This window comes from bacterium (assembly GCA_020444065.1).
GTDB lineage: Bacteria > Sumerlaeota > Sumerlaeia > SLMS01 > JAHLLQ01 > JAHLLQ01.
Genome location: JAHLLQ010000002.1, coordinates 626325 through 645877 on the forward strand (window position 1 = coordinate 626325; position 19553 = coordinate 645877).

Annotated in this window: 17 protein-coding genes; 10 read left to right on the top strand and 7 right to left on the bottom strand. The window is 59.7% G+C overall.

From position 1 onward, the window contains the following. Nucleotides 1-24 precede the first annotated feature (24 nt). Nucleotides 25-237, bottom strand: coding sequence for a hypothetical protein (locus KQI84_06990; protein MCB2154616.1), 213 nt, complete (start codon nucleotides 235-237; stop codon nucleotides 25-27). Nucleotides 238-503: 266 nt separating this feature from the next. On the opposite strand from KQI84_06990, the gene tilS reads away from it, so the two are divergent. The 5 genes from tilS to tnpA all read left to right on the top strand — a co-directional run bounded on the left by tilS (nucleotide 504) and on the right by tnpA (nucleotide 6137). Beyond that, nucleotides 504-2072 (top strand): tRNA lysidine(34) synthetase TilS, encoded by a 1569-nt coding sequence (gene tilS / locus KQI84_06995; GenBank protein ID MCB2154617.1) that lies wholly within the window; start codon nucleotides 504-506, stop codon nucleotides 2070-2072. Between the two features lie 80 nt (nucleotides 2073-2152). Continuing rightward, nucleotides 2153-3280, top strand: coding sequence for a Re/Si-specific NAD(P)(+) transhydrogenase subunit alpha (locus tag KQI84_07000; protein MCB2154618.1), 1128 nt, complete (start codon nucleotides 2153-2155; stop codon nucleotides 3278-3280). Nucleotides 3281-3319: 39 nt separating this feature from the next. Beyond that, nucleotides 3320-3640 carry an NAD(P) transhydrogenase subunit alpha gene (locus KQI84_07005; GenBank protein MCB2154619.1) on the top strand — a complete coding sequence of 107 codons (321 nt, stop codon included), beginning with the start codon at nucleotides 3320-3322 and terminating at the stop codon, nucleotides 3638-3640. 12 nt (nucleotides 3641-3652) lie between these two features. Further along, nucleotides 3653-5119, top strand: a complete 1467-nt coding sequence (locus tag KQI84_07010) for an NAD(P)(+) transhydrogenase (Re/Si-specific) subunit beta (GenBank protein MCB2154620.1) — start codon at nucleotides 3653-3655, stop codon at nucleotides 5117-5119. A gap of 571 nt (nucleotides 5120-5690) precedes the next feature. Then, nucleotides 5691-6137: an IS200/IS605 family transposase gene (tnpA, locus tag KQI84_07015; GenBank protein ID MCB2154621.1), complete on the top strand. Its 447-nt coding sequence runs from the start codon at nucleotides 5691-5693 to the stop codon at nucleotides 6135-6137. Between the two features lie 186 nt (nucleotides 6138-6323). Here tnpA and KQI84_07020 read toward each other — a convergent pair whose 3' ends face one another. From KQI84_07020 to KQI84_07030, 3 genes are read right to left on the bottom strand one after another with little or no spacing between them, the layout of a single operon-like run. Continuing rightward, complete coding sequence (locus KQI84_07020; GenBank protein MCB2154622.1) at nucleotides 6324-8597, bottom strand: hypothetical protein; 2274 nt, start codon at nucleotides 8595-8597, stop codon at nucleotides 6324-6326. A 34-nt stretch (nucleotides 8598-8631) separates the two neighbouring features. Next, nucleotides 8632-8892, bottom strand: a complete 261-nt coding sequence (locus tag KQI84_07025) for a hypothetical protein (protein ID MCB2154623.1) — start codon at nucleotides 8890-8892, stop codon at nucleotides 8632-8634. A gap of 15 nt (nucleotides 8893-8907) precedes the next feature. After that, complete coding sequence (locus tag KQI84_07030) at nucleotides 8908-9411, bottom strand: hypothetical protein (protein ID MCB2154624.1); 504 nt, start codon at nucleotides 9409-9411, stop codon at nucleotides 8908-8910. A 214-nt stretch (nucleotides 9412-9625) separates the two neighbouring features. Between KQI84_07030 and KQI84_07035 the strand changes: the two genes are divergently transcribed. Continuing rightward, nucleotides 9626-10363 (top strand): hypothetical protein, encoded by a 738-nt coding sequence (locus KQI84_07035; GenBank protein ID MCB2154625.1) that lies wholly within the window; start codon nucleotides 9626-9628, stop codon nucleotides 10361-10363. Between the two features lie 156 nt (nucleotides 10364-10519). Here the strand turns inward: KQI84_07035 and KQI84_07040 are convergent, their stop codons facing one another. Further along, nucleotides 10520-12133 (bottom strand): response regulator, encoded by a 1614-nt coding sequence (locus KQI84_07040; GenBank protein MCB2154626.1) that lies wholly within the window; start codon nucleotides 12131-12133, stop codon nucleotides 10520-10522. A 290-nt stretch (nucleotides 12134-12423) separates the two neighbouring features. Between KQI84_07040 and KQI84_07045 the strand changes: the two genes are divergently transcribed. The 4 genes from KQI84_07045 to KQI84_07060 all read left to right on the top strand — a co-directional run bounded on the left by KQI84_07045 (nucleotide 12424) and on the right by KQI84_07060 (nucleotide 18452). Continuing rightward, the gene (locus KQI84_07045; protein ID MCB2154627.1) at nucleotides 12424-13416 is read left to right on the top strand and encodes a radical SAM protein; all 993 of its coding nucleotides are present in this window, start codon (nucleotides 12424-12426) and stop codon (nucleotides 13414-13416) included. 39 nt (nucleotides 13417-13455) lie between these two features. Continuing rightward, the gene (locus KQI84_07050; protein ID MCB2154628.1) at nucleotides 13456-14562 is read left to right on the top strand and encodes an aminotransferase class I/II-fold pyridoxal phosphate-dependent enzyme; all 1107 of its coding nucleotides are present in this window, start codon (nucleotides 13456-13458) and stop codon (nucleotides 14560-14562) included. A 50-nt stretch (nucleotides 14563-14612) separates the two neighbouring features. After that, nucleotides 14613-16355, top strand: coding sequence for a hypothetical protein (locus KQI84_07055; protein ID MCB2154629.1), 1743 nt, complete (start codon nucleotides 14613-14615; stop codon nucleotides 16353-16355). Nucleotides 16356-16571: 216 nt separating this feature from the next. Then, the gene (locus tag KQI84_07060; GenBank protein MCB2154630.1) at nucleotides 16572-18452 is read left to right on the top strand and encodes an alpha amylase C-terminal domain-containing protein; all 1881 of its coding nucleotides are present in this window, start codon (nucleotides 16572-16574) and stop codon (nucleotides 18450-18452) included. On the opposite strand, the gene KQI84_07065 is transcribed toward KQI84_07060, so the two are convergent. Then, nucleotides 18449-18910 (bottom strand): hypothetical protein, encoded by a 462-nt coding sequence (locus KQI84_07065; protein MCB2154631.1) that lies wholly within the window; start codon nucleotides 18908-18910, stop codon nucleotides 18449-18451. The two genes, KQI84_07060 and KQI84_07065, sit on opposite strands and share 4 nt — an antisense overlap. Beyond that, nucleotides 18907-19521: an MBL fold metallo-hydrolase gene (locus KQI84_07070; GenBank protein MCB2154632.1), complete on the bottom strand. Its 615-nt coding sequence runs from the start codon at nucleotides 19519-19521 to the stop codon at nucleotides 18907-18909. Before KQI84_07070 ends, KQI84_07065 begins: the two co-directional genes overlap by 4 nt. Nucleotides 19522-19553: the final 32 nt, after the last annotated feature.

The window sequence follows — 19553 nt, forward strand, 5'->3', positions numbered from 1 at the left end:
GATATATGCCGATGCAGCCTGCGGCTACTTCCTGCTGAACCGATCGCGGGAGAAACGCGCTGCCAGGGAGGCTGTGTTCAGACTCGACCAGTCCTTCTTGTAAAGGGGGCACTTCTTCGCCTCCAGATACATTGCCTTGTCGGGGTGCGAGCAGTCGCACTCCTCCGGCTTGGCGAACTTCCCAGTGGCCTGATGGTAGTAAGCACAGTCCTTCAGCGGGCATTCAACGCGGATCATTCCTATCTCCAGGTCAGTAGTAGCCATCATGCAATCCCGGTCACAGGTTCGTTACGTCTTTCAGGGGGCGTCACGGGAAAAGGTCGTTTGGACCGTACAAAACCAGAATCGACAACGGTTTGTGTCAGCAAAGTGGGGCAGGTATGCCACAAAGCGGATAGATTAGATAACATTTCTCCGATTTGAGTTGCATCCGGCCGGACCCATGCGGTCTCACTTGGGGCGTTCCGGGGCTGTCGGCTCCGATTCCCCGGGGCGGACCCTGGATGAAAGGTCCCCAGCAAGGCGTGGAAACCTGGAAATCTGTTCTAACGCCCGAGAGTCTTGTCGTGGCCGGTATCTCCGGCGGACCAGACTCCGTATACCTGCTGCTGAACCTCATGGAGGCTGCCGCCGAGCAGGGTTGGCAGGTCCATGCCGTTCACGTTCATCATCACCAGCGCGGAGCCGAGGCCGACGCTGACGCGGAGTTCGTGCGTCTGCTGGCCGGCGAACTGGGCGTTCCCTGTGCCGTGCTGGATATTCACCCCGACCAGATTTCCGGTGTCGAGTCGGAAGGCGATTCCCTGGAGGGCCGGCTGCGCGAGGCCCGCCTCTCCCTTCTGCGGGCCCAGGCGGCTGCCCTCGGGGCCGATGCCATTGCACTCGGGCATCATGCCGGCGACCTGGCGGAATCCTTCCTCCTGATGGCCCTGCGTGGCTCCGGCCCAACCGGGCTGGGCTCGCTGCGCGAGGCTCGCTTCCTTGAGGACGACGGGATCTGGCTGATTCGGCCACTCCTTTCGCTCTCGCGTGCCGACATTGAGGCCGAACTCCGCGAGCGCGGACAGGATTGGCGCGAGGACAGCAGCAATCGCGACCCGAAGTTCCGCCGCAACCGACTCCGGATGGAAGTCATGCCGCTGCTCCAGGACATCGAATCCGGCGCAACGGAGGTCCTGGCCCGTTCGGCGTGCCTCTGCGCCGAGGAATCGGAACTTCTGGACGAAACCGTGGCCGAGCGCCTGGCAGCAGCCGTCCGATCCCGCCTGGAAGGTTCGATCTTGCTCGATGCGGCCTGTCTGCGGCGGCTCAAGCCGGCGATGGCGTCGCTGGTGATCCGGCGTGCCTGGGCCAGGCTGGATGGGAGAAACTCGGACAAAGAGGATATTTTTTCTACGAATCGGCCGGGGATCGTCTTGCCTCCACCGCATGCCCTCACCAAGGATCTCGTCCGCCGCCTGAGGCTCTCCGAGGGCGAGGCGGCCCATTTCGGTCCGGTCCGCGGCTTCGCGGCGATGGTCAGTAATCATGAAGTCCTCCTGTATCGCGAGTCCGACCCCCCGGCGGAATTGCTGGCGGCGCACTATCGGGAGATGCAGCGTATGATCCTGCTTCCCGATCCTCCGCCGCCGATTGCCGTTCTGAACTCCAGCCAGCGGGCAACCGTTGGCCACTATGAGGTGCCCCTCCCCGCGGAGGCCGGTCGCCTCGAAATTGATATCCTTCCCGCCTTGGAATTCACCGTCGATTGGAGCGCGCCCGAGTTCACGGAGCAGCGCACAGCCGTTTTCGATACACGCAGCTTGAAGAAAGACCTGATCCTTCGGTCCATCGATCCGAAGGAGCCCCTCTCTATTTCCGGGGGGCAGAAGAAGGATGCGGGCGACGTCCTGCAGGAAGGCCGAATTCCCGCCGACATGCGTCGGCGCGTGGCCGGCCTGGCCGACGATCGGGGGGTGCTCTGGATCCCCGGCGTTCGCCGCGCAGCCGCGTCCGTTGTAACGGACCGGACGGAATTGATCGTCCGAGTTCGATGGATTTCCAAAGAGGAGGTGTCGGAGGAAAACCCGTAGGTCCGGAAACTCTCGCTTCATCGCAGTGCTTGGCTGCGAAGAAGTGTTAAACCTCATCCCAACGAGGGGAATGTAAAACCATGAAAGTCGGAGTACTCAAAGAAATCCGAGAAGGGGAAAATCGAGTCGCGGCGACCCCGGATTCGATCAAGAAACTCCTCCCCAAAGGCGTCGAAGTCCTCGTCGAGACTGGTGCAGGCGATCACTGCAGCATCTCCGATCCGTTGTACGAGGCCGCCGGTGCCAAAGTTGTATCTCGCGAGGAAGCCGCTGCGGCTGACATCGTGCTCAAGGTCCAGTGCCCCCTGGAAGAAGAGCTCTCTCTTCTTAAAGAAGGCACCCTGCTGATCACCATGATCGATCCGTTTGGCGATGGCCCGGACATCATGGACAAGCTGGCCGCGGCCAAGGTCAACTGCTTCGGCATGGAACTCGTCCCGCGCATCACCCGTGCCCAGGTCATGGACGTGCTTTCGTCGCAGGCCAACGTGGGCGGCTACAAGGCCGTCCTCGAAGCAGCCCATCACTACACCAAAATGTTCCCGATGCTGATGACGGCCGCCGGTTCGGTGCCGCCCAGCAAGTGCATGATCCTCGGCGTCGGCGTGGCCGGTCTGCAGGCCATTGCCACCGCGCGTCGTCTCGGCGCGCAGGTCGAGGCTTTCGATGTTCGCCCCGAAGTGAAGGAGCAGATCCTGTCACTCGGCGCGAAGTTCCTCGAGCTTGGCATCGACGAGTCCGGGTCCGGCTCGGGCGGCTACGCCAAGGAACTGTCGGAAGAGTCGAAGCAGAAGCAGAAGGACGCGCTCACCCGCGAACTGGCTCGCGCCGACATCGTCATTACCACCGCGCTGATTCCCGGCCGGCCCGCTCCGGAACTGGTCACCGAAGAAGCCGTGAAGAACATGAAGGAAGGCTCTGTGATCGTCGACATGGCGGCGGCCCGCGGCGGCAACTGCCCGCTCAGCGAAGCCGACAAGGTCGTCGTGAAGCACGGCGTCACCCTCATCGGCCACACGAACCTGCCGTCGATGGTGCCGAACCACTCGAGCCTCTTCTTCGCCCGCAACTTGGTCAGCACATTGGAACTCTTCCTCAAGAAGGAAGAGGACAAGACCACGTTGACCGTCGATTTCGAAGACGAAATCGTCGATGCCGCGATGGTGTGCTACGACGGCAAGCGCCGTTGGCCGAAGCAAGAATCCTGAACGCGAGATCCGCGCTGAATTGAAAGGAGCAAGTTACTCATGCCTGCTTTATTGCTTGGTGCCGCCGGGGGAGCTGCTGCGTCCCCATTTATGGTTGGCCTCTTCATCTTCGTGCTGGCGTGCTTCGTCGGTTATCACGTGATCTGGAACGTGACGCCGGCTCTGCACACGCCGCTCATGGCCGTTACAAACGCGATTTCGGCGATTATCCTGGTCGGGTGCATTCACGTTCTCGGCTCCGTACACTCGCCATCCGAGGCGAAGATCATTGCCTTCATTGGTCTCGTGGTCGCCTCGATCAACGTCTTCGGTGGGTTCGTCGTCACCCAGCGAATGCTCTCCATGTACAAAAAGCGCTAAGGTGATGCCGTTATGATTGAGAATCCCAATATCTTCTACCTTGTTTACCTGATTGCATCGGTCTTCTTCATCTTCGGATTGAAGGGCCTCTCTTCACCCGCCACGGCGCGCCGTGGCAATACCATGGCCATGGTGGGTATGATCCTGGCCGTCGGCATCACGCTGCTGCATCATGACATCGCGATGAGCAACATGGTCTGGATTCTTCCGGGCCTTGCCATCGGTGCCATCATCGGCGTGCCCCTGGCGCTGAAGATCAAGATGACCTCCATGCCCGAACTGGTTGCCGCGCTGCACAGCTTCGTCGGTATCGCGGCCGTCTTCGTCGGAATCGGCACCTACATGATGCACGCCAACGCTGGCGATGCGATCTCTGCCGTCTCCACCATCGAAATCTGGGTCGGCGTCTTCATTGGCGCGATCACCTTCACTGGCTCCGTCATCGCCTTCGGCAAGTTGAGCGGCAAAATGAAGTCCGCGCCGATCGTCTTCACCGGCCAGCACTTCGTGAACCTTGCCATCTTCCTCGTCATGGTCGGCTTTGGTGTTGCCTTCACCATGATGGCGAAGACCTCCGGCGACGTTGGTACTCAGGCGATCAACGCCCTTGGCGGCGAGGCCGGAATGAACACGCAGGCCCTGATGATGCTGATTGTCGTGACGGCCCTCGCGCTGATCCTCGGCATCACGCTGATTATCCCGATCGGCGGCGCCGACATGCCGGTCGTCGTGTCGATGCTCAACTCGTACTCAGGTTGGGCGGCTGCTGCGACGGGCTTCACGCTCGAAAACAACCTCCTGATCGTGACCGGCGCTCTCGTCGGTTCGTCCGGCGCGATTCTGTCCTACATCATGTGCAAGGCCATGAACCGCGGCTTCATCAGCGTCATCCTCGGTGGCTTCGGTGGCGATGAAACCGCCGCGGCAGGCCCCGGCATGGAAGGCAAGACCTTCACCGCCGCCGGCGTCGAAGACGCTGCATTCATGATGAGCAACGCCTCCAAGGTCATCATCGTCCCCGGCTACGGCATGGCCGTCGCCCAGGCGCAGCACGCCGTGCGCGAACTGACCGACCTGATGATCGACCGGCACGTCGAAGTCAAATTCGCCATTCACCCGGTTGCCGGTCGTATGCCCGGCCACATGAACGTTCTTCTGGCCGAAGCTGATGTCCCCTACGACATCGTGTTCGAGCTCGAAGAGATCAACGGCGAGTTCCAGGACTGCGACGTGGCGCTTGTGATCGGCGCTAACGACGTCGTGAACCCCGCGGCCAAGACCGACAAGAGCAGCCCGATCTACGGCATGCCGATCCTCGATGCGTACCGTTCGCGCCTGGTCTACTGCATCAAGCGCTCGATGAAGCCCGGATACGCCGGCGTCGAAAACGAACTGTACTACTCCGACAACTGCAACATGGTGTTCGGCGACGCGAAGGAAGTGATCGAGAAACTCGCGAGTGCGATCAAAGAAAGCTGATCGTCACGACAAGACGAACAACGAACCGGGCGACTTCCAATGCGAAGTCGCCCGGTCTTGTTTGTCCGACCCACCGCCGGGGCTCTCTTAGGGATCCCCTGCCGTGCTCAGCGAAGCGGTGCTCGCCAATCGTAATCGATTCTACTGATCTGTGAACAACGACTACGAGCACGAGCACGAAGGCGCTCCTTTGCCCTGGAAAGACCTCCTGCTCCAAGATCGCTCTGAACACTGCGCCATTCGCCTTCACGTCTCCTTGCAGATCCCCGGCTTTCGGCATCTGCTTGTTTTGCGTTCGCATTTGACCTCCGGAGGAGGTCCAGTTGAATGGCCCGAGCGACCGAAGGGAGGCGAGCCCGGACCTCCATAGTTCTTCCATCATCGAACAACGACACATCGGCGATCGTCCTCACTTCTCCTTGCAGACCCCTGGCTTTCGGCATCTGCTTGTTTTGCGTTCGCCTTTGACCTCCGGAGGAGGTCCAGTTGAATGGCCCCGAGCGACCGTAGGGAGCTCGGGGTACCTGATGTCTTCCCGTTGGTCCCCGGAGGGGGCCAAGAAAGGCCTCCTGTGTCCGCCTACACGCAGCTCTACTACCACATCGTGTTTTCAACAAAGGAACGAAAGCCCGTCCTGGACGCGCCGAATCGCAGGCGCTTCTTCCAATACGCCTGGGGGTTCCTGAAGAAAAAGAGCTGCCACCTCTATCGCATCGGTGGTGTGGAAGACCACGTCCACATTCTCACGCACATTCACCAGACCATCGCTCTCGCAGATCTCGTTCGAGACCTTAAGACCAGCACCAATCAGTGGATTCGATCCGAAGATGTCTTCCCATTCTTCGATGGCTGGCAGATCAGTTACGCTGCATTTACGAAGTCACACGCTGATAAAGACAAGCTGATCGACTACATCAAGAACCAGGAAGAGCATCACCGCAAGGTCACCTTCATTGAAGAGTTGCGTGCTCTTCTCGAAGCCGAGGGCATTCCTTTCGAGGAGCGATATCTGGAGTAACGCTCGCGTTGACGGTCTTCTTCGCCCCCTTCGGGGACGGAGTTCTTTCGTCCCTTTACCCCGGGCTCCCGCTGGTCGCCCGGGGCCATTCAACTGATCCTCCTTCGGAGGATTTCCTCGCCGGGCGTGGTCGTAGTCGATGCACGAGGTCCCCACCTTGGTTCAGGCGCCCGAATCTCAGTGTACTTACCCCAATTCCTCCAGAAAATCCAGTTGCCGATCTTTTTGTTTGGGTGGGGGAGCAGGTTTCTCCCATGGCGGGTGGATATTCTTCTCCAGCAACTCCTCGTCCGCGGGCCACAGGAGCGTATTCACTGCGCGCCGCAACAATTCAATGTACGCCACCGGATCGTATGTCGTCTCCGCATTCATCAGCGGCGTCAGACAAACCCGTCGCTCCCGATCGGCGTTTTGCGCGTCGGTGATAATGTACTCGATCGTCTCGCCGGCGTGCATGTTCAGGCCGGCGCGCTCGGATTGGCGCGCAGCAAGTGCCTGGCGGCCGTTGCCTTTGTACTCGGTTGGTTCGTGGGACAGATTCCCTCGAACTGCCAGCTTATCGATCGGGATCTCGCCGCGCCACAGCATGCCTTCCCATTCTGCCACGCGCTCGCGGATGGACGGAATCATTGCGCGATACTCTTCCGCTGTGCGCGCAGCCGACAATTCATCCAGCAATACCTTCTGTGCGGAGCGAATGAAGATTGGCAGATCGCGACGCCGGCATTCGATACCGCGGAACTTCAGCGATCCATCCTCGAACGCTCCAAAATAACGCGTCGGCACAGGCCGATCCGCAAATTGTCGCGATGGCAGGAATGCGATCCAGCGATAAACCCCTTCGAGAGAAATCGTCAGCCCCGTTGCCGCATCGATCTCGCGTTGCAGTTCGGCGATTTCCTCGCGTTTGAAGTCGGGCTTCACGATCCACACACAATCCACATTCGCGTGCAGCATGTGCCAGCCGCGGTCTTCGCAAACCTCCCGCGCGACCGTCAGCAATTCGCGCGAGAACGCAGAGACGGACTCGTGGGCCTCGATGCGACCGAATCGCGCGTTGCGATAGCCGAGATAGCCGAAGCAGCAAACCAGCAGCCACTTGATCGCATTCTGTCGGTCGTCGAAACGTTGAGCATCGAACTCATCGGCACGTTCCCGGGCATCGCCACGCAGTTGTTTGTATTCGACGCGTTTGTCGATCAATGGCGCCAGCGCCCGCGAAACCAATCCCACGCGCCGTTCGCAGATCGTGTAGCCAATCTCCGGCACGCGCACGTTCTGGCAACACGAGCAATTCACCGTCTCCGGCGAGACATTGAACCGCGACATGATCGTCGGGTACATGGACATGAAATCCAACTCGACGACATTCTCATAGAAGCCGATCTCCGGCGCGTACACCAGCCCGCCGCGATCGGTCTTCAGCAATTGCGATGCGCTTTTCCACGCCTCCGGCTGCGTCTTCTTCCATGGGATCAGGTACTGCTCGTGGTACGCGACATCAAGCTGCACTGACGTGATTCCCGTGCCGATGCTGCGGCGTGCGATGCGCTGCGGCGGCAGACGACTCAGTCGCGTGACTTCGTATAGGCCCTCGAGGTTCGTGTGCTCGACCATGAAGGAGTTGTCGCGATCCAGATGCCAGCGCCCGTAGAGCGTGTATTCCGGCGCCTGGTAGAGAATGCGGCCGTAGGACATGAACGATCGCCCATCGATCTGCGCCTTGCGCTCACGCGGCGGCGGCTCGCGATCCAGCCGCAGCGGAAAGCGCATCTGTCGCGCCGCGCTCAGCAGCAGCGGAAAGACAAACCCATCGCCGCCATTGGTCATCAGAACATCGGGGTCGATTCGATCGATCGCATCCTGGAAACTCTCCAGCATGGTCGCCGGATCATCCCACGTCATTTCGATCCCATCGTGTTCGAGTGTAATCGATTCCAGACGCGGCCGCCGACCGAGCAATCGCCCCTCTGCGCGTATTTCTACCGTTCTCAACGGTGGCGCATCGTAGCGCGTATCCCAACGATCGTCCTCCAGCCGCAACGCCGCCAGGGTGCCGTCGCGCGCTTCGAACTCGCATCGACAAAGCGGAAAGATCGCGCGCTCGTAGCAATAAAGCTGCTCCGGCATCAGGTCCGCATTGTACCACGAAACCAGTGGATAACGATCGGCGTAGCGTTGCAGCTTGAAACGCCACGTTTCCGCCTCGCGTACACGCAACGCAAACACGCGCCGCATATCGCCGGTCCAGAAATCGCGCCGCTCCGTCCAATCGAGCAGTTCTGCGTCCCCACTTTTCTCGATCGCACGCAGGCACCCCCTCACCGATCGCCCGTCGCCATCGAGATACACAATCGGGCAAAACTCGTCCTCCACACGCACGCGCTTTCCATCGTCCGTCAGAAACCAAAGGACCATAGAAGAACCGCGTGCATAGAGATCGAAGAGCCAGGATTTCATGAGAATGGCCAGTGGCGAGTCGTTGCAACCGCCGTCAGTCGCCGGCCGCGATCTTCTCCAACTCCTTCCGCAAGCGCTCGATTTCCAATTCCTGATCCAGTAGGATCGCCATCACAAGGCTGTCGAATGGAACGGGGCGCGCGACGTGCGTGGCTTCCGCGGTGTGGCGGCGAGCGCGGGTAAAAAGACGATCGAACGCCGCCTGGTGCTCGCGCCGCAGCGCCCGGCGAAATGGTCGCCAGGAATCGATCTCTTCCTGCAGGTACGTGTTAAAGGTTGGTAATGTCCGGCCCATTGGCGGCCTCCCATATCATTGAATCTGGCGAACGCGCACATCCGGCAAACCCTCCGGCGTGCGATGCACGGTTCCGCGAAAATCCGCCAGCCGATCGATCACCGGCCGCCACCATCCCCGTCCCTCCATCGGCGGATCGTGCGTCAGCAAAATCATCATTCCCTCGCGCCGCAGACGAGTCAGGTGACCCGCGATGCGCTCCAGTACCTGGCGCCTCTCGCGCAGCGCCAGTGACTCCTCCAGAAACAAATGCTCGATCCCGAGCACCGCCCCGATCGGCTGTGGCCGACGTCCCGCCAGCGGCGGTAACAACTGCGCCGCCACCGCCTCCAACTGGTGGATCGTGAACGTTCGCGTGACAAACACCCGATCCAGCGCCAGTGCTGGATCGACCCCGCGACGGCGGGCGTAAGTGCTGAAGACATAAGGATCGAAGCTATTCCCGCCATCCACGCAATAGAGCTCCCGCTCGCCCTCCAGCACCTGCGGCGCCAGCCCGCCGAGAACCTCCGCCGTCACCCGCCGGGGGACCTCTAAAGCCAGGATCCCTCCCTGCGCCGCCGGCCCTAGAATGCCGGCGACAGGCGCTGATTCCCGAAGAATGAGGTTCGTCTTGCTCATGGCGAAAATAAAGCGAAAGTCCGCCGGTAAGTCAAGCGCTGAGATTTCTTTTGCGCCCTCGGGATAGACAGGCGAAAAACATTCTGAAGCCGAGTCACAGGAGGAAGCGCTCATGAAACGCGCAGCCATTATCTTGGTACTCGTGGTAGCCGTTGCTATCGGTGCTCTTGTCTTCATGCGCAGTGCAGAGAATGTGCGTCTTGATGCCCAGCGAATCGCGGCCGAAAAAAGGGCAGACGATCTGAGTCATCCGATTAAGAGCGACGATCCGGGGGGCGAACACACTCCCGTGACATCGCAGAACGCAGCCGAACTTGTCTCGGGTATGGCGCCGGTGCTGCACCACGCGCCCGCCTCCGAAATGTCCGACGAAGACTTGAAGGCCATCCAGTTTGCGAAGAAAATGAATCTGGCGATTCTGAAAGCACTTGCCCTTCACGATCGCTCAGAACTGGACGGCCTCGATGTCCAGGGTGTCAGCAAGTCGTTTGCGGATCAACTGGCCGAGTCCCAGGAGGAATCGCCCAACTACAACTGGACGGCGCTTAATCAGTCCGCATCAAACGCTGCCGTGTGGGATCTCGAATCGGACGAGTACGCCGACTGGGAAAAGAATCGTTGGTTCCCGGAATCCATCGCCCAGGCCGAACGAATGCTCGGCAAGAAGCCGCGTTATCTTATTCTGAATCATTTCCAGGTCGAACACGCCGGCGACGCTCGAAACTTCCTGGAGTTCCAGACGTTTCTGGCCGAAGATGGAAAGGCGGTCAGTTTCTCCATTCTTGCCAGCAATCAGTTCGGTGGACACGGCGCACCGGCCACGATTCCGCAGGATGCAATAGATCCGTAACGGAAACTGGCAAAACCACTCCGTGTGCTCCGTGCAATCCGAGGTTCGATGAATCGCGCCACAGATGGAGGGGATGAACACAGATGAGAAGCGCCGAGGTAATGACGAGGCGCCCGAAGACTCGTGCGGGCGCCTCGTCCGCCCTGCTCTCAGAAGTCACTTCTGAACAAGCCGGCGCAGCAGCGCGCGCGCTCGGCTGACCAGAGCCTCCGGCGTAAACGGTTTCTGCAGCACTTCGATGCCGCGGTCGTCGGCCAGAACGTGCTGAATATCCTCGTTCGGGTAACCCGTCATGAACAGAATCTTCAGATTCGGGTATCGCTCCAGCAGTCCGTCCGCCAGTTCCATCCCGCCCAGACCCGGCATGATCACGTCGGTGATCAGCAGATCGAGCGGCGGGACATACTCGGCCTTCAGGATTCGATTCGCCTCGCGTCCGCTGCGCGCTTCCATGACGGCAAATCCCGCTTCGATCAGGGCATTCCGAAGGATGAGGCGGATCTCATCGTTGTCCTCGACCAGGAGAATCGTGCCCGTCACCGCCTCGCCCGATGGAACGAAGTCATCCGGCTCGGGTGTCGGGACTTCGCCGGCGGCTGCGGGGAAGAAGATCCGGAATGTTGTTCCTGTGCCCTCGCCGCTCTCAACCGCTATGAAGCCGCCATTCTGACTGATAATGTCTTGCGCGGAGGCCAAGCCCAGCCCGGTTCCTTCGCCCCGCGGCTTCGTCGTGAAGAAGGGCTCGAAGAGCCGCCGCCGCGTCTCTTCATTCATCCCGATCCCCGTATCGGAGATCGACATCCGCACGCCAGGCGTTCCGATCGCCAGTCCCGTGTGTGCGGCGCCGCACTCACACACTTCCCAGTTTTCGGTCGAGATCGTCAGGCGCCCGCCCTCGGGCATTGCATCTCGCGCGTTGATCGCCAGATTCAGAATTACCTGATCGAGCTGTCCATGATCTGCACGGATTGGATGCAGTTTCTCGCCGAGGTTGATCTCCAGATGGATGTGCTCGCCGAGGACGCGCTCGAGCAGTCGATCCGCCTCGTAAACAACTTGGTTCAAATCCAGGATGCGCTGGATCGGAACCTGGCGGCGACTGAATGTCAGGAGTTGCTGCGTCAGAGCCGCTGCCCGGCGGCTTGTGCGCTGGATGGCGCGAGCCGCTTCGGCAACATCATCCGCCACATCCTTACGCCGCATGATCAGGTGATTGTAGCCGTTGATGATAGTCAGCAGATTGTTGAAGTCGTGCGCGATTCCCGCGGCCAGACGACCCACCGCCAGCATCTTCTGCGTCTGCCGGAGTTCATCGCGCGTCTCGCGCAACGCCTCTTCTGCATCCCGCCGCGCGCTGATATCCATGATCGAGGAAGCCCGCGCAGGTCGCCCATTGAAGTTGATTGTATGCCCGCGCACTTCAACAAAGAAGGTGCTTCCATCCTTCCGTTGACCTACCCCGCAGAACAGTTCGCGCGCGTCCTCCGCAACGCGCTCGATCACGCGATCACGACTTTGATTCGCGACAAAATCATAGACACATCGCCCGATCACCTCCTCGGGCTCATAGCCGTGCATCGTTGCAAAACGGTGATTGGCCGCCAGGACTTTTCCGTCCCGGTGGATGACAATGGCTTCGAAGGTGGCATCGACGACAGCTCGCAACAACTCTGTCTCATCCAGAGCCGCTTCTCCTTGCGAGCCAAACTCCCGCGTACAAATGCTCTCCTGCGGCCACTCCTCGTAGGCCTTGCCAGTCGAGTCGAGCATCGCCCTGTTGTCCCCCACGACGCAACGTCCGACCCACTGGGTTCGGAGGTCGTGTGTCAGGTGTTCACACGCTTTCTGCTCCAGACGTATCTGGCTGAACAGACGTGTGCTTCCCCACCTAAACACCCATTCAGGAACTCAGTATCACACTATCCGATTTCCCCGATCCTGGTCAACAAGTCTAGCGTGAGGGGATGTGATAATTCCCCTTTCGGCCCTCCTGGACTTGCGTTCAGGTTGTTCCTGGACAAGGTTTTTGGATTAGCCGGGCAATTCAGGAGAGGTATCCCGTGGCGCGCCGAGTTGAAGGACGATACTACGTAGTCGAAGAGTGGGACTCTGTCGTTTGTCAGATCTGTCCCCACCTGTGCTCCATTGCGCCTTCCCGGTCGGGCACCTGCGGCGTGCGGTCGAACCGCCATGGGGCTCTCTACGTCGACAACTACGGCAAGGTGGCTTCAACCGAGGTCGTCGACGCCTCCACGCTGCCGCTTTACCACTTTCGTCCCGCGGACAGGTGGCTGCTTGTCGGAATGAAGGGCTGCGTCATGCGTTGCCCGTTCTGCAACACGTACCGCTACAGCCAGACCGGCGGTGTGCAGACCAGCGGCGTGGCTCCAAAGACTCTCATCGACAGGGCGCTCGAGGCTTCCGCGATCGGCATTGCTTTCGGCATCAACGAGCCCGCCGTCTCCCACGAGTTTGTTGTCGATACCTTCAAGCTTGCGCGCGAGGCCGGACTCCAGACCTTTCTGCAGACTTGCGGTTCCTGGAATCACGAACCCTTTCGCGAGGTTCTTGAGTTCACCGACACAATCACCTTCGGATTCAAGGGCTTCGATGCCGAGACGCTGACCCGGGAGTGTGGGGGGCACCTGGATCGCGTCCGTCAGAATCTGGAAGTTGCTCGAACCCTTGGCGTTCACGTGGAGACGACCTATCTCGTCATTGATGAATATCCGACCTGGCGCGAACAGCTCGCGGCCTTTGGCAAGTGGCTTGCCGGTGTGGACACACGCATTCCGGTCATTCTCCTTCGTCTGGAGCCCGCATTCACTTGGACGGCGAAGACTTCACGCGAAACCGCCCGCCAAGCCCACGAAGAGCTTTCCCATCATCTCGATTTCGTCTATGTGGACGACGAAGAGATGGGGCTGATGAATACGCACTGTACCGACTGCGGCAGGACGCTGATCCGGCGGGGGATGGTCGAAAATCTGACCCCGACGGAGATTGAAGACTCTTGTCCCAGTTGCGGTGCACGCCTGCCTTATGTTCAGTAGATTCGATTCTTGAAAGACTTCCCCACGAGGAGCAATTCCGTGAAATTCGCCGATCGCCGTTTCCAAATCGACTCCAGCGGAATCCGCAAGGTCTTCGATCTGGCCGCTACGCTTGAGAATCCCTGTAATCTGTCCATTGGTCAGCCCGACTACGATGTTCCCGACGCCGTCAAGGACGCGGCTATCGATGCCATTCGCTCTGGCAAGAACCGCTATACGCTGACCGCGGGGACGGTTCCCCTGCGCGAGAAGGTTTCGGACCTGTACAAGCAGCGCGGCCACGATGGTGGCGGCGTCATTGTCGTCGCCGGCACCAGCGGTGGGCTCCTTCTGAGCCTGCTCGTACTGCTCAATCCCGGCGACGAGATCATGTTCACGGACCCGTACTTCGTCATGTACAAGCATCTCGCCAAGTTCATCGGTGCCGTGCCTCGCTACATCAACACGTACCCGGACTTCCGCCTGCGTCGCGAGGAACTCGAGAAGGCGTGGACTCCCAAGTGCAAAATGATCATCGTCAACTCTCCGAACAACCCGACCGGTATCGTCTACAGCCGCGAGGAACTGGAGATGGTTGGGAAGTTCGCCGAAGAGAAAGACCTGATCGTGCTCAGCGACGAAATCTACGAGCACTTGACCTACGATGGGGAATTCGAGTCCCCCGCGAAGTACACCGATCCCGAGCGCACGATCATTGTGTCCGGTCTCTCGAAGAGCGCCGGCATGACCGGTTGGCGTCTTGGATGGACATACGGGCCAAAGGACCTGATTCAGGCAATGTCCGAGGTGCAGCAGTATTCCTTTGTTTGCGCCCCATCGCCTGCACAGGAAGCCGCCCTTGTCGGAATCGATCTCGACATGACGGAGACGCGTCGCCAGTACCGGGGTCGCCGCGATGTGATCTACGAAGGCCTCTCAGGGCTCGGTTACGAAGTCAGTAAGCCAGGTGGCGCGTTTTACATTTTCCCGAAATCACCGACCGGAAACGGCAAAGAGTTCGTCAAGGAAGCGATCAAGAACAACCTCCTGGTCGTGCCGGGCAATGTCTTCAGCGAACAGAACACGCATTTCCGAATCTCCTTTGCCGTGACCGAGGAACAACTGAAGCGCGGTATCGGTATTCTGGGAGGGATGCTGGCGAAGTAGCGCCCCTCGCCGGCCCATGCCGGCCACTTCATCGCTGTCGTTGAACAACAATGCTGAGAATTATCCCGACCGCTGTCATCGTCCTGCTCAACGTGATCGTGATCTACTACGTATTGCGCGAGCACGATCGCACGCGGTCGGGGTTCTTTCTGATCGTCAATGCGTTCTGTCTGATTCTGTGGTCCGGCGGCACGGAATTCTGGCATGCCCTGGATCATGAACCCTGGGCCGTCGGGTTGCCGATCCTCGGCACCATGTTGATTCCGGCGAATATGTTGTACTTCGCCGGGACGCGGCCCATCCCCATGCGAAAGTGGTGGGGGAGACCCTGGGTTCTCGCAGCGGTCTTTCTACCCGCAATCGTAGTAACAGCGATCACGGACTTCCGTGTCGCCGGGGAGATGCAGCAGTACTACCCCTTTCAGACGCCAACGTGGGAAGCAATTATCAACTCCGTTGGCCAATGGCCGCTGATCTACCTTGTCGGCTACTTCTCTGCGACCATTCTGATTCTGGCGACGCGATACAATCAGGCCCCCCGCGGACCCGAACGGAATCTTCCCAAGCATCTTCTGACCACGATCCTCGGGCCGATTCTCTTTACGGCCATCTTTGCACTGACGGCGACGAATCGCTCGATCACGCCGATCCCCGGCCCCGGTCTTCTGATGGCCCTGATTGCGCAGGTCGGCATCCTCGTCGTGATTCGCCAGGAGGAAGTCGAACGCCCTCTCTACCTTTCGCGCTGGATTTACTACTCGATTATCATCCTCGTCGGGTTCCTCATTAGCCACTTCATTTACACGCTCTATGAATCTGTCACGGCGCAGGTCCTTCTTGTTCCGACCATCCAGCGCACCGTGCTTGCGACGATCATTCTCGTCGTGCTGATGGCGAGCCTTCCACGCGTCCAGACATACTTCGACCGTCTGCTCTTCCGGCGCGCCTGGGAATACAGTCGGCTAGTTAAAGAAGCCCGCGCCGAGTTGCGCGAGACCCGCGAACGACTTCGCCGGGCGGAGCGCCTTTCCGTCGTCGGCGAAATGGCTGCCCGGATCGCACACGAAATCAAGAACCCCCTCGGCCCGATCAAGGGCTACACCCAGATGATGCGCGAGCGAATCGAGAAGATGGACGAGTTCCCACAGCGCGACTCCTTCCTGCGCCACCTCGGGATCATCTCCGAGGAAGTCGATTCACTTGATAAGAAGGTCCGCCATCTGCTTGGCCTTGCACGAAAGCCCGACGTACGACTTGAAGAAGAAGACTTGAATCCCATGGTCGAGCGCGCTGCGATTCTTCTCCGCCTCGAGTCCGAAGTAACGCGCGGCGAGGGCGATGAGACCGCCGGCATGCTCGATGTGATCGAAGACCTTGAGTCCGAGCTCCCCCACGTTCATTGCGATCGTGCCCGGATCGAGGAAGCCCTCTCCAATCTGTGCCGCAATGCCTTCGAGGCGTCCGGACCGACCGGGCGCATCACGCTGCGTACGTACTCCGAAGTCGGTTCGGAAGGAAGCCCCGGCGTCTCGATCGAGGTTGAGGACAACGGTCCCGGTTTCTCGGAGGCCGCTCGGGCTCAGCTCTTCGAACCGTTCTACACAGAGAAAGCCGGCGGCACAGGCCTGGGGCTTTCGATTGTGAAATCACACATCGACCTGCACGGCGGCACCGTTGAGTTCATCGATCGTCGTGGCGGCGGAACCATCGCTCGTCTCTGGCTTCCACTCGAGCCGCCCCGGGCTCGACGAGGTGAACAACTCACTCCGATGCCTGAAGAAGACGATCTGTAGCATCCCCCGACAAGTGGCCTTCGACTTGCAACCTCTCCCCTCGAAATCGCGTTTCTCATCGGGGGCAAACGCTTTATTGCTTCGACCATCGGGGGTACGATGCAACATCTCACTCATTCTGTGCAGAAGATTTCGCGGTGGCGCAACGTCGCGGCCGCCGGAATCCTCTCGCTACTTGTTAGTTTCGCTATCGCAGAACCGTCCGCTCGCAACGGCATGGGAGCCATTCCATACGATGGCGGCGTGACTTTTCGTGTGTGGGCGCCGAACGCAGACACCGTTTCCGTGGCTGGCCAATTCAACGGATGGAGCAGCTCTTCCAATCTTCTCTCCCCAGAAGACGGTGGGATGTGGTCCGCCGACGTTGCTGCAGCGGAGGCCGGCGACCAGTACAAGTACGTGATCAAGACTGATGGCGATACGATGTGGAGAACCGATCCACGTGCAGGCGCTGTCGTCAATTCCGTCGGCAATGGCATCATCGTCGATCAGGACAGCTTCAACTGGACTGCCGACTTCACGATGCCATCCTGGAACGAGACGATCATCTACGAGATGCACGTTGGGACGTTCTACTCTCCGACTGGGGGAACGCCGTCTTCGTGGTACTACGCCACTCAGAAGCTCGATCACCTGGCCGACCTGGGCATCAACATGATCGAGGTCATGCCCATCAACGAGTTCGCAGGCGATCATTCCTGGGGCTACAACCCCGCGCATCTCTTCGCGCCGGAGAGCGCGTACGGCTCCGTCCACGACATGAAGAATTTCATCAACGAAGCCCACAAGCGCGGCATCGGAGTGATGATCGACGTGGTCTACAATCACTGGGGGCCCAGCGATCTCGATACGGCTTACTGGTGCTTCGATGGACCGTGCTACGACAACGGTGGGATTTACTTCTACGACGACTGGCGGGCCGTTACAGAATGGGGCGACACGCGGCCGAACTACGGTCGCTCCGAGGTGCGCGATTTCATCTCAGACAATGCCTATTTCTGGCTGAACGAGTTCAACGCCGACGGATTGCGATGGGACTCGACCAGCAACATCCGCACGCAGAACAGCGGCGGCGGAGGAGACATCGGCGATGGCTGGTGGACGATGCAGATCGCCAACGATCGCATTGATGGAACCTGGCCCGAGAAGCTGATAATCGCCGAAGATATGCTCAACAACGAGTGGCTGACGAAAACCACCGGGGCCGGGGGTGCGGGCTTTGACTCGCAATGGGACTCCAGCTTTGTGCATACGATTCGCAACGTGATCATCACAGGCAGCGACAGCAATCGCAACATGTGGGACGTGTACGACATGCTCGTTCACGGCTACAACAATGAGCCCTTCCAGCGCGTCATCTACACCGAAAGCCACGACGAAGTTGCCAACGGAAAGGCGCGCGTTCCGGAGGAGATCTGGCCCGGCAATTCCGACAGTTGGTTCTCGCGCAAGCGCTCCACCGCCGGAGCGGCGTTACTTTTCACCGCGCCGGGCATTCCAATGATCTTCCAAGGCCAAGAGTTCCTGGAAGATGGATGGTTCCACGACGACGATCCCTTGGATTGGTCGAAGCGCACCACGCAGTCGGGAATCTACGCTCTGTACCGCGACCTGGTTCACCTGCGCCGCAATATCGATGGCACGACACGGGGTCTGACTGGTGAGGGCCTCAATATTCACCACGTCAACGATGGCGCAAAGGTCATTGCCTATCATCGCTGGATGAACGGTGGCGAAGGCGACGACGTTGTTGTGGTCATTAACTTCTCGGCGACCAGCTTCACCGAGTATCGCGTGGGCTTCCCACGTGCAGGCGCATGGCACGCCCGGTTCAACAGCGACGATTCAGACTACGGCGCAGACTTCACGAACCTTGGCAATACCTTCGTGGAGACAGAAGATATCGATCGCGACGGAATGGGCCAGAGTGCGAAGTTCACGCTTCGTCCGTACACGGCGATCATCTTCTCGCAGGGCGGCGACGTTGTCGCCCCGGCGGACGTTGATGTTGTCGATGCGATTCTCGGCAAGCGCACCGTCCCGGATAATTACGACGCGAACCAGGATCGCACTTTGGACATCGCGGACGTGAATTAGTCCGACTCCGTCCCCATTTCCGAAAGGCGCCCCGCCCAGATCTTCGGATTGGCGACGGCGAACCGTCCCTCGACGACGCCGTCGGGATCCTGGCGCCATGCGAGATAAAGGACATTCTTGCCAAGGTCACGCCCAATCGGACCCGGATCTGTTCCGACACGCAGCAGCGCACGGCGCTCCACGCAGACGCCCCGACGCGGACGATCCACTTCAATCCAGAGGTCTGTATCCGTCAGAAACAGCGCTGCCCGCCCGCGCCGGATGCGATGATCGTTTCGCCGGCAAATGACAGCCGGCACGGGCCATTCTTCGGCTGCCAATCGACCCGATTCATGCAGGTACTTGCGCGTGTCGGCCATTTTGCGGCGCCACGCAGCGCGCTGCCATTGCATCACGCCCGCCCAGCCCAGCAACCCGGCGCCCGCAAGAAATGCCAATGCTGCCAGTACCTTGATCATTCGTAGGGATTCTGAATCTCCACCGGTACGGAGCACGCCGCCTTGAACGCTTCGGCATCCTCCAGCGTTCCCACGATGTCGCCCCAGTGATACGGGATGCATCGACCCGGGCGAATGCACTCGGCGGCCCTGGCCCCTTCCTCGGGATTCATCGTGTATGTGCCTCCGATCGGAAGCAGAGCCACATCGATGTTCTCCAGCTCTTCCATCTCCGGAATCACATCCGTGTCGCCCGCGTAGTAGATGTTTTCTCCACCAAGGGCGATCACGTAGCCCACCCAGCCGTTCTCCTTCGGGTGAAACTGCTTCCCGATGTTGTACGCCGGGGTTGCCTTCAGCGAGAGTCCTTTGCCCGCCAGCGACTGCCCCGGCTGCGCCCACCAGACATCGCCGGTGATCTTCCCCTGGCACTCTTCAGGAGCCACAATCACCGTGTCCTTACGTCGAACCTTCTCGATGTCCTCTGCGGAGAGATGATCGAAGTGGCTATGCGAGATCAGGATGAAGTCCGCCTTCTCCTGCTTCCCCTTCAGTTTCCACGGATCGATGTAGAGAACGATATCTGCCCGGATGCGGAACGAAGCATGCCCGAGCCATTCGATTTCTGCCATGATGAGACCTCCTGCCAACGGCGGGGGAGCGT